10 protein-coding genes and 2 tRNA genes are annotated in these 9,959 nt (G+C 70.0%); 2 read left to right on the plus strand and 10 right to left on the minus strand.

Going from position 1 to position 9,959, the window contains the following annotated elements:
* From M3C17_RS18195 to M3C17_RS18235, 9 genes are all read right to left on the minus strand, one after another.
* Positions 1–846 (minus strand): aldehyde dehydrogenase family protein (locus M3C17_RS18195; protein WP_259979467.1); only part of this gene is annotated, 846 nt, incomplete at its 3' end.
* Complete coding sequence (locus tag M3C17_RS18200) at positions 843–2,285, minus strand: aldehyde dehydrogenase family protein (protein WP_259979468.1); 1,443 nt, start codon at positions 2,283–2,285, stop codon at positions 843–845. The genes M3C17_RS18200 and M3C17_RS18195, both read right to left, overlap by 4 nt.
* A gap of 13 nt (positions 2,286–2,298) precedes the next feature.
* The gene (gene deoC, locus M3C17_RS18205) at positions 2,299–3,300 is read right to left on the minus strand and encodes a deoxyribose-phosphate aldolase (RefSeq protein ID WP_259979469.1); all 1,002 of its coding nucleotides are present in this window, start codon (positions 3,298–3,300) and stop codon (positions 2,299–2,301) included.
* Positions 3,297–4,232, minus strand: a complete 936-nt coding sequence (locus tag M3C17_RS18210; RefSeq protein WP_259979470.1) for a sugar-binding transcriptional regulator — start codon at positions 4,230–4,232, stop codon at positions 3,297–3,299. The genes deoC and M3C17_RS18210 overlap by 4 nt, the downstream gene beginning before the upstream one ends.
* Before the next feature lie 150 nt (positions 4,233–4,382).
* Complete coding sequence (locus M3C17_RS18215) at positions 4,383–5,024, minus strand: ATP-dependent Clp protease proteolytic subunit (protein WP_025105017.1); 642 nt, start codon at positions 5,022–5,024, stop codon at positions 4,383–4,385.
* A gap of 17 nt (positions 5,025–5,041) precedes the next feature.
* Positions 5,042–5,629 carry an ATP-dependent Clp protease proteolytic subunit gene (locus M3C17_RS18220; protein WP_025105018.1) on the minus strand — a complete coding sequence of 196 codons (588 nt, stop codon included), beginning with the start codon at positions 5,627–5,629 and terminating at the stop codon, positions 5,042–5,044.
* An 81-nt stretch (positions 5,630–5,710) separates the two neighbouring features.
* Positions 5,711–6,205: a tetratricopeptide repeat protein gene (locus M3C17_RS18225; protein ID WP_259979471.1), complete on the minus strand. Its 495-nt coding sequence runs from the start codon at positions 6,203–6,205 to the stop codon at positions 5,711–5,713.
* Between the two features lie 70 nt (positions 6,206–6,275).
* Positions 6,276–7,757, minus strand: a complete 1,482-nt coding sequence (gene tig / locus M3C17_RS18230; protein WP_259979472.1) for a trigger factor — start codon at positions 7,755–7,757, stop codon at positions 6,276–6,278.
* A gap of 60 nt (positions 7,758–7,817) precedes the next feature.
* Positions 7,818–7,891 (minus strand) — tRNA-Pro (locus M3C17_RS18235).
* Between the two features lie 93 nt (positions 7,892–7,984).
* On the opposite strand from M3C17_RS18235, the gene M3C17_RS18240 reads away from it, so the two are divergent.
* Positions 7,985–8,058, plus strand: a tRNA-Gly gene (locus M3C17_RS18240).
* Positions 8,059–8,080: 22 nt separating this feature from the next.
* Here M3C17_RS18240 and M3C17_RS18245 read toward each other — a convergent pair.
* Entirely contained in the window at positions 8,081–8,557 is a 477-nt protein-coding gene (locus tag M3C17_RS18245) for a GNAT family N-acetyltransferase (protein WP_259979473.1), read from the minus strand.
* 110 nt (positions 8,558–8,667) lie between these two features.
* Between M3C17_RS18245 and M3C17_RS18250 the strand changes: the two genes are divergently transcribed.
* Complete coding sequence (locus tag M3C17_RS18250) at positions 8,668–9,912, plus strand: hypothetical protein (RefSeq protein WP_259979474.1); 1,245 nt, start codon at positions 8,668–8,670, stop codon at positions 9,910–9,912.
* Positions 9,913–9,959: the final 47 nt, after the last annotated feature.

Genomic DNA, 9,959 nt, shown 5'->3' on the forward strand with positions numbered 1-9,959 from the left:
CATGCTCTTGGTGTGCCACACGGTCTTCACCTCGGTGAAGGCGCCGATGCGCTCGGGCGACGCGACGACCTCTCCGGGGGCGAGGACGCGCGTGAGCGTGTCGGCCGCCGCGATCTGCAGGTCGACCCAGTCCAGGTCTCCCGCACCCGCGAGGTCCAGAGCGTTCACGTCCTGGTGCGATGCGAGCCACGGAGCGATCTCCGCGGGCGAGCCGGTCAGCACGTTCACGACGCCGCCCGGCAGGTCGCTCGTCGCCAGCACCTCGGCCAGGCTGATCGCCGAGAGCGGGTACTGCTCGCTGGCGATCACCACGACGGTGTTGCCCGCGACCAGTGCGGGCGCGACCACCGAGACGAGCCCGAGCAGCGCGGAGTCCTGCGGCGCGACGATGGCCACGACGCCCGTGGGCTCCGGCACCGAGATGTTGAAGTACGGCCCTGCCACCGGATTCGCGTTGCCGGCGACCTGCGCGTACTTGTCGCACCAGCCCGCGTACCAGACCCAGAGGTCGATCGCCTCGTCGACCTGCGCGGCGGCGGCAGCGGAGGAGACCCCCTCCTGAGCGACGACCTCGTCGATGAACTGGGCGCGACGCCCCTCGAGAACCTCCGCGACCCGGTACAGCACCTGGCCGCGGTTGTACGCGGTCGCGCCGGACCAGCCCTTGACGGCGGCGCGCGCAGCCACCACGGCGTCGCGGGCGTCCTTGCGGGACGCCTTCGCGGCGTTCGCGAGGAAGCCGCCCTTGCGGGAGACCACTTCGTACGTGCGTCCGGACTCGCTGCGCGGGAACGCCCCGCCGATCGCGAGCTTGTAGGTCTTCGGAACGGTCAGACGCTTGCTCATGCTGCGGCTCCCTTGAGGTACGCGGTGAGCCCCTGTCGGCCGCCCTCGCGGCCGTATCCGGACTCCTTGTAGCCGCCGAACGGGCTCGACGGGTCGAAGCGGTTGAAGGTGTTGGCCCACACCACACCGGCGCGGAGCCGGTCGGCCACCGCGAGGATGCGCGAGCCCTTGTCGGACCAGATCCCCGCGGACAGCCCGTACGGGGTGTTGTTCGCCTTGGCGATGGCCTCGGCCGGCGTGCGGAAGGTCAGCACCGACAGGACAGGGCCGAACACCTCGTCGCGGGCGATGCGGTGCGAGGCCTCCACCCCGGTGAAGATCGTCGGCGCGAACCAGAAACCCTGCTCGGGGATGGCGCAGTCGGCGGTCCAGCGCTCGGCGCCCTCCGCCTCGCCGATGTCGCTGAGCTCGCGGATGCGCGCCAGCTGTGCGGCGGAGTTGATGGCGCCGATGTCGGTGTTCTTGTCGAGCGGATCGCCCAGACGCAGCGTGGAGAGCCGTTCCTTGAGCCGGTCGACGACCTCGTCGTGGATCGACTCCTGCACCAGCAGACGGCTGCCCGCGCAGCACACGTGACCCTGGTTGAAGAAGATGCCGTTGACGATCCCCTCGACCGCCTGGTCGATCGGCGCGTCGTCGAACACGATGTTCGCGGCCTTGCCGCCCAGCTCCAGGGTGAGCTTCTTCTTCGTCCCCGCGACCGCCCTGGCGATGTCCCGGCCGACGCCGGTCGAGCCGGTGAACGCCACCTTGTCGACGTCGGGGTGACGCACGAGCGCGGCACCCGTCGCTCCGGCACCGGTGACGATGTTGACGACACCGGCCGGAAGGTCCGCCTGCTGCAGGATCTCCGCGAAGATCAGCGCGGTGAGCGGCGTGGTCTCGGCGGGCTTGAGCACGACCGTGTTGCCCGCGGCCAGCGCCGGAGCGAGCTTCCACGCGAGCATCAGCAGCGGGAAGTTCCACGGGATCACCTGGCCGGCGACGCCCAGAGCGCGCGGGTTCGCGCCCAGGCCCGCGTAGTCGAGCTTGTCGGCCCAGCCCGCGTAGTAGAAGAACCAGGAGGCGACGAGCGGCACGTCGACGTCGCGGCTCTCCTTGATCGGCTTGCCGTTGTCGAGGCTCTCGGCGACCGCGAGCTCGCGAGCCCGCTCCTGCACGAGCCGTGCGATGCGGAAGAGGTACTTGCCGCGGTCCCGGCCGCTCATCCGCGACCACACCTTGTCGTAGGCGCGGCGGGCGGCGGCCACGGCGCGGTCCACGTCCTCGTCGCTCGCCGAGGCGATCTCGGCGATGCGCTTCTCGCTCGCGGGCGAGATCGTGGTGAAGGAGGAGCCGGAGCCGTCGACGAACGCGCCGTCGATGAACAGGCCGTAGCTGTCCTTGAGGTTCAGGATCGCGTTGGACTCCGGTGCCGGAGCGTATTCCAGAAATGACATGGTCGTCTTCCCGTCAGTCGATCGTGACGTAGTCGGGGCCCGAGTAGTGGCCGGTGCGGAGCTTCTGACGCTGCAGGAGCACGTCGTTGAGCAGGCTGGACGCGCCGAAGCGGAACAGGTGCGGCTGCAGCCACTCCTCCCCCACGGTCTCAGCGACGGTGACGAGGTACTTCACCGCGTCCTTCGAGGAGCGGATGCCGCCGGCCGGCTTCACGCCGATGCGCTCGCCCGTTCCCCGGTGCCAGTCCCGGACCGTCTCCAGCATGAGCAGGGTCGTCGGCAGGGTGGCCGCCGGCTGCACCTTGCCCGTCGAGGTCTTGATGAAGTCCCCGCCGGCGAGGATGCCGAGCCAGGACGCGCGCTTGATGTTGTCGTACGTGTTGAGCTCGCCGGTCTCCAGGATGACCTTGAGCGAGGCGTACGAGCCGTCCTCGCGGCGGCACGCCTCCTTGACCTGGGCGATCTGGTCGAAGACCAGGCCGTAGCGGCCGGAGAGGAACGCGCCGCGGTCGATGACCATGTCGATCTCGTCGGCCCCGGCGGCCACGGCCTCCGCGGTGTCCGCGAGCTTGATCGCGAGCGAGGAGCGCCCGCTCGGGAACGCGGTGGCGACGGCGGCGACCGAGATCAGGCCGTCGTCGGGGTCGCCGTGCAGACCGCCGAGCGCCTCGACGGCGCCACCCACCATGTCTCCGTAGACGCATACCGCGGCGACACGGGGCGTGGTGGGGTCGGCAGCGTCCGGGGTCTTGGCCTTGGCCACCAGCGAGCGCACCTTGCCGGGCGTGTCCGCCCCTTCGAGCGTCGTCAGGTCGATCAGCCTGATGATGGTGTCGAGGGCCCAGGCCTTCGAGGTGGTCTTGATCGACCGGGTCCCGAGCGCGGCGGCGCGCTGCTCGAGTCCGACGGCGTCCACGCCGGGGAGTCCGTGCAGGAAGCGGCGGAGCGTGGCGTCGTCCGGCTCACCGCCGAGGACGTCCACCGCCGCCCTGCGGCTGAGTTCTTTCGTCGTCACTGTTCCTCCAACAATGCTCGTGCTGTGGTCTCATCGGTCACCAGGACGCCGCACAGGCCGCTGGTCACGACCGTGCGGGCGATGTCGTGCTTGGCTGGTCCGGCTGTCACGAAGATCGCCCGCGCCGCGCCGCGCAGTCGATCCAGGGACACGCCCACCGTGCGGGCGTCGAGCTGCGGGTCGACGATGTTGCCCTCGGCGTCGACGTAGCGGCCGAGGACGTCGCCCACCGCACCGCGACGTGCGAGCTCCTCCACGTCGTCGGGGGTCAGGTAGCCGTTCTCGACGTGGGCGGAGGAGGCGTCGCAGGGGCCGGCGGTGAACAGGAAGGCCTGCGCCTCGGCGGCCTCCTCGAGCACGGCCGCGACCGTGCGGTCGCCCTCGATCGCTCGCTTCGTCTCGACGTGCTCCAGGATCGCGGGGCTCGGCAGCAGGGACACCTGGCCGGAGGCGCGCTGGGCGATCGTGACGGCGAGGCCTGCCGCTCCCCCGGATCGGCGGTTCAGGCTGACACCGCCGTTGAGCTGCACGACGGTGACGCCGTTCGCCCATCCGTCCGGAAGGGCCTCGGCGACCGCGCGGAGGGTCTTGCCCCAGCTGACGCCGAGCGTGCGCGGAACGGGGCGCAGCGCCGTCAGGAAGTCAGCGGCGGCCTGGGCGACGCGCTCCAGCGTGCCGTCGTCGCCCTCCGGCGCTGGCACGACCACGGCGTCGGTCAGACCGAACCGCTCGACCAGCTCGCGCTCCAGCCCGAGACGGCGGGCCCGCGGGTGCACGATCTCGATGCGGACGATGCCGCGCTGGCGGGCCTGTGTGAGCAACCGGCCGACCTTCCAGCGGGAGATCTTGAGGAGACCGCCGATCTCGTCCTGCGTCTTGTCCTCGTCGTAGTACAGCTCGGCGACGCGGACCATGAGCAGATCTTCTTCCACGGTGTCCTCCTTCCCTCTCCAGGGTAGGCCGGATTCCGCGTTCGCGCATCTCACTGCTCATATGCGCACGGACGCGCAGACGTGCCGCACATCCGCCGGACACGCCGAAGGGCGCCGGCCCTGCGGCCGACGCCCTCCGAACGGGTGTCGCTACGCGCGTTTGCGCGACGTGAGCACCTGGTCCACGATCCCGTACTCGAGAGCCTCGTTGGCGGAGAGGATCTTGTCGCGATCGATGTCGCGGTTGACCTGCTCGACCGGCTTGCCGGTGTGACGGGCCATGGTCTCCTCGAGCCACGTGCGCATGCGCAGGATCTCGGCGGCCTGGATCTCGATGTCCGACGCCTGACCGTGACCGGCCTCCCCCATCGCCGGCTGGTGCATCAGCACCCGCGCGTTCGGCAGGGCGAGACGCTTGCCCGGCGCACCGGCGGCGAGCAGCACCGACGCGGCCGAGGCCGCCTGACCGAGCACCACGGTCTGGATCTGCGGCGCGACGTACTGCATCGTGTCGTAGATCGCCGTCATCGCGGTGAACGAGCCACCGGGCGAGTTGATGTACATGGTGATGTCGCGCTCGGAGTCCTGGCTCTCCAGGACCAGCAGCTGCGCCATCACGTCGTCGGCCGAGGCGTCGTCGACCTGCACGCCGAGGAAGATCACGCGGTCTTCGAACAGCTTGTTGTACGGGTCCTGACGCTTGAAGCCGTAGGCCGTGCGCTCCTCGAACTGCGGGAGCACGTAGCGGCTGGAGGGCAGGTTTCCAGCGGACTGGAACGTGGGTGTGTACATGGTGTCCTCTCGCATCCTTACTCGACGCCCGTGCCGCCGCCGCCGGTGACATCGCTGGCGTGCTCGCGGATGTGATCGACGAAGCCGTACTCGAGGGCCTCCTCCGCCGTGAACCAGCGGTCGCGGTCGCCGTCGGCGTTGATCTGCTCGACCGGCTTGCCGGTCTGCGACGCCGTGATCTCCGCGAGGCGCTTCTTCATCGAGAGGATGAGCTGCGCCTGGGTCTGGATGTCGCTCGCCGTGCCGCCGAAGCCGCCGTGGGGCTGGTGCAGCAGCACACGCGCGTTCGGCGTGATGTAGCGCTTGCCCTTGGTGCCGCTCGTGAGCAGCAGCTGGCCCATGGATGCGGCCATGCCGATGCCGACGGTGACGATGTCGTTCGGCACGAACTGCATCGTGTCGTAGATCGCCATGCCCGCGGTGATCGAGCCGCCGGGCGAGTTGATGTAGAGGTAGATGTCCTTCTCGGAGTCTTCAGCGGCGAGAAGGAGGATCTTCGCGCAGATCTCGTTGGCGTTGTCGTCTCGCACCTCCGAGCCGAGCCAGATGATGCGGTCCTTCAGCAACCTGTCGAAGACGCTTGTCGCGACGAGGGGTTCAGCCATGTCAGCTCCTGCTTCCGTGTTTCAGTGATTCGAATCTACCGGCGCGCGCACAGCCCTCAGGTCGTGTTCGCCGTCGGCATATCAGGTGTCGAGCTCGGCGATCTCGTGCGCGTACGCGGTCATCGACCGGTGGTAGCGCGGAAGGTGCGGGACGAGCGCGAGAAGCGCCACGGACAGGCCCTGCGCGGGACGGCCGGAGCTCGCGAGGATGAGCGCCTGCACCACCGCGACCGCGTCGCGATACGGGCCGTCTGGCGCCCGCTCCTCCTCCGCGCGGATCACTGTGAGCGCCTCGTCGTAGTCGCCCAGGTTGCGCAGCGAGCTCGCCAGCTGGATCACGCACTGCGGGCGGTGCTCGTCGTCGAGGCCGAGCGCGAGTGCACGACGGTAGAGGTCGACCGCCTCGGCCGGGCGCCCCGCGGAGTCGCGGGCTCCGGCGCGCTCGAACTCGGCCCGTGCGTCGTCGGGCCCCCGCTCCGCGGCGAGAGCGTCGATCCGCGCGATCGTGTCGTCGCCCACCTCATCGCCGGCGGCCTGCGCCCACACCTGCTCGATGCGGTCATCCCAGTTCGTCATCCCGCTCTCCTTCGTCGATGCGAAAAGGGCGGATGCCGCAGCATCCGCCCTTCTCATCCGATCGTGTCGATCACTCGGCCGCGTCGGCGTCCTTCTTGGCCGGAACCTTCTTCGCGGCCGGCTTCTTGGCCGCGGCCTTCTTCTCCTCGGCGGGCTTCTCCTCCGCGTCGGCGTCCTTCTTGGCAGCCGCCTTCTTCGCGGGCGCCTTCTTCTTCGCGGCGGGCTTCTCCTCGGCCTCTGCGGCGGTCTCGCCCTCCGCGGCCTCAGCCTCGTCGTCCGTGACCACGAAGTCCGACAGGTCCACGGCCTTGCCGTTGGTGTCGACGACCTTCACCTTGCCGAGCGCGATCGCGAGCGCCTTGTTGCGGGCGACCTCGCCGACGAGGGCGGGCAGCTGGTTGGAGGACTGCAGCGCCTCGACGAACTCCTGCGGAGCCATGCCGTACTGCGCGGCGGACTGGATGAGGTACTGCGAAAGCTCCTCCTGCGAGACCTGCACGTCGGCCTGCTCCGCGATCGTGTCGAGCAGGACCTGCGTGCGGAACTGCTTCTCGCTCGCCTCGGTCACCTCGGCGCGGTGCACGTCGTCCTCCAGGCGGCCCTCGCCCTCGAGGTGGTTGTGCACCTCGTCCTCGATGAGCTGCGGCGGCACCGGGATCTCGATCTGCTCGAGCAGCGTCTCGACGAGCTTGTCGCGGGCGGCGGAGCCCTGCGTGAAGACGCCCTGCTGCGCCACGCGCTCGGCGAGGCTCGCACGGAGCTCGGCGATGGTGTCGAACTCGCTCGCGATCTGCGCGAACTCGTCGTCGGCCTCGGGCAGCTCGCGCTCCTTGACGGCCTTGACGGTGACGGAGACCTCGGCCTCCTTGCCGGCGTGGTCGCCGCCGACCAGTGCCGAGCGGAACGTGGTGTCCTCGCCCGCGGTGAGCGACTCGACCGCGTCGTCGATGCCCTCGAGCAGCTCGCCGGAGCCGATCTCGTAGGAGACGCCCTCGGCGCGGTCGATCTCCGCGCCGTCGATCGTGGCGACGAGGTCGAGCTCGACGAAGTCGCCCTTGGCGGCCGGGCGGTCCACCGGGATGAGCGTGCCGAAGCGGGCGCGCATGTTGTCCAGCTCGGCGTCGAGAGCGGCCTCGTCGGCCTCCACCGCGTCGACGGTCAGCGTGATGCCGGCGTAGTCGGGCAGCTCGATCTCGGGACGCACATCGACCTCGATGTCCACGAGCAGGTCGCCGGAGAAGTCCTTCTCGTTCGGCCACTGCGTGATCTCGGCGGCCGGACGGCCGACGATGCGCAGCTTGTGCTCGGCGGTCGCGTCGCGGAAGAACTTGTCCAGGCCCTCGTTGACGGCGTGCTCGATGACGGCGCCGCGGCCGATGCGCTGATCGATGATCGGAGCGGGCACCTTGCCCTTGCGGAAGCCGGGGATCTGGACGTCCTGCGCGATGTGCTCGTAGGCGTGAGCGATGCTCGGCTTGAGGTCGTCCGGGGTGACCGTGATGCTGAGCTTGACCCGGGTCGGGGTCAGCTTCTCGACGGTGCTGTTCGCCATGCTGGTGTGTTCTCCTTGTGGTTTCCGCGATGGACGCGGCTGAAAAGTCGAGGGTCTGAGTCGGGGCGACAGGAGTTGAACCTGCGACCTCCCGCTCCCAAAGCGGGCGCTCTACCAAGCTGAGCTACGCCCCGGGGAATCCGCACGCAGATTCAGCCCCACCGAGTCTAACGGACGGGAGCACACCCGACCGTCCGCTATGATCGTTGAGTCCGGACACCGGTTCCGGGGGTGTAGCTCAATGGTAGAGTCTCAGTCTTCCAAACTGATTGCGCGGGTTCGATTCCCGTCACCCCCTCCACTTCTTCGCAGTATCCGCCCGTTCAGAGCTGCTTCCGCATCTGCTGCGTGACCACTTCGTACCCCGCGGTCTCGTACATGGCGATCGCCGGCCTGTTGCTGCCGAAGACGTTGAGTTCGAGCGCTGCCGCCCCGGCGTCCTTCGCCGCCTTCTCCACGGCGGCGAGCAGCCCGCGCCCCAGCCCCTCTCCCCGACGCGACGCCTCCACCTCGATGTCGTAGAGGAAGGCGACGCCGGGCGCGCCACGCGGATGGTCGAGCCCCGCCCACGCACGGCCGATGGCACGCCCGTGGTCGTCGAGGCCTCTCAGCACGAGCATCCGGGGCGTGTCCGGCCCCTGCGGAAGCATGCGCGCATTCTCCGTGCGCGCCCGTCGCACCGCACCGTCGGCCTCCCACCGCCCGGCCGCGACCTGCTCCTGCGCATATGCGCGCGCGACCGCGTCCATCCACTCGTCGAACTCGTCCGCGGTCATCGGCCGCACCGTCACCCCTGCCATGTGCTCATCCTGGCAGCGGCATCCGCGACGATGCTCACCCGGCGCGTCCAATACGCTGACAGCAGATGCACGCAGTCCCCGACCGGAAGACACCAGCGAATGGATATGTCGTGACGGAAGCCCTCCCCTCGCGTCCTGCGGACCACAGTCCCGCTCGGCAGGGCGGTCATCGCCTGCCGCCGGTGCTCTCCTCCGACGCACACGAGCCGCCGAAGGCGCGCACGACGACCGCACGTCGCCGCCGCCCTCCGGCACGCGTCCTCGTGGGCGTGCTCGGCGGAGTCGCCGTCATCGCCGGCCTCGCCGTCGCCCAGGTCTCCGCGAACCTCGGCTACGACGCCGCGCAGGCGCGCGTCGACGCCGCCCTGCGCACCTACGACGCTCAGCGCGGAGAGGTCGACCACCGTTACGCGGCGCTGCTGGAGTCGACCGACGCCGGGCACGTGATCCTCGACACCGGGTATGCCGCGCTTCCGGTTCCGGAGGACGCCTGGGCCGCGCTGACCACCGCGGTCGCCGACGGCGAGGGCATCGGAGCCGAGGTGGAGAAGGTCACCGCGCTCGCCCCGCCGGCCGCGCAGGACAAGCCGGCGTGGTTCTGGGAGCTGTTCGGCGCCACGTCCGACCGCGAGGCCGACGAGGAGCGGGTCGATGATCTGGTGGACGATCTGAAGGCCGCCTCCACCGATGCTGCGGAGGGACGCAGTGCCGTGATCGACAGCGGTGTCGCGGTGGTGGCCACGGCAGGCGCCGACGCGGCGGCCTTCGAAGCCGCGCACCCCTCCGCGCGGAACGACGCCGTGATCGCCCTGCGCGACGCCGCCGCCGATGCCGCCGCGGTGACCGTCGTGGACGACACGACGGCCACCGCCTATGTCGCGCTGCAGGCCGCCGCCACACAGGTCCTGACGACCGAAGCCGCCGAGCTGGCCGAGAAGGCCGGGCCGCTGCAGCGCGCGCGGCTCGAGGTCGAGGCGTTCGCGCGGTCCCTCGCCCCTGGTGTGCTGCTGGAGTTCGACTGGGCGCCGACCGTGAACGGTGCCGGAGCGAACGGCAGCATGGGCGGGTACACGACCTGGTGGTGGGACCAACCGGGTCGAGCGATCATCCAGCTCTCGGACTCCGTGGCGCAGCAGTGGCCCGCGGAGCGCAGCAGGGCGCTCGTCGCGCACGAGGTCGGCCACGCGATCAGCGTCAAGTGCGTCGGCATGTACGACTCGTCCACGCAGGACAGCATCGAGAAGTGGGCGACGGCGTGGGCCATCAGCATGGGTTTCACCGATGACGCCAACGGCGTCTGGGCATACGGCTACCCGCCGCAGAACTACATCGACGCCGCCGCCGGCTGCCGCTGAGACCGCCGAGGCGGGCGCCACGGACGAGCCCCCGGCTGTTCCCCGTC

Origin of the sequence: Microbacterium sp. p3-SID336 (assembly GCF_025143365.1) — a bacterium.
Lineage (GTDB): Bacteria > Actinomycetota > Actinomycetes > Actinomycetales > Microbacteriaceae > Microbacterium.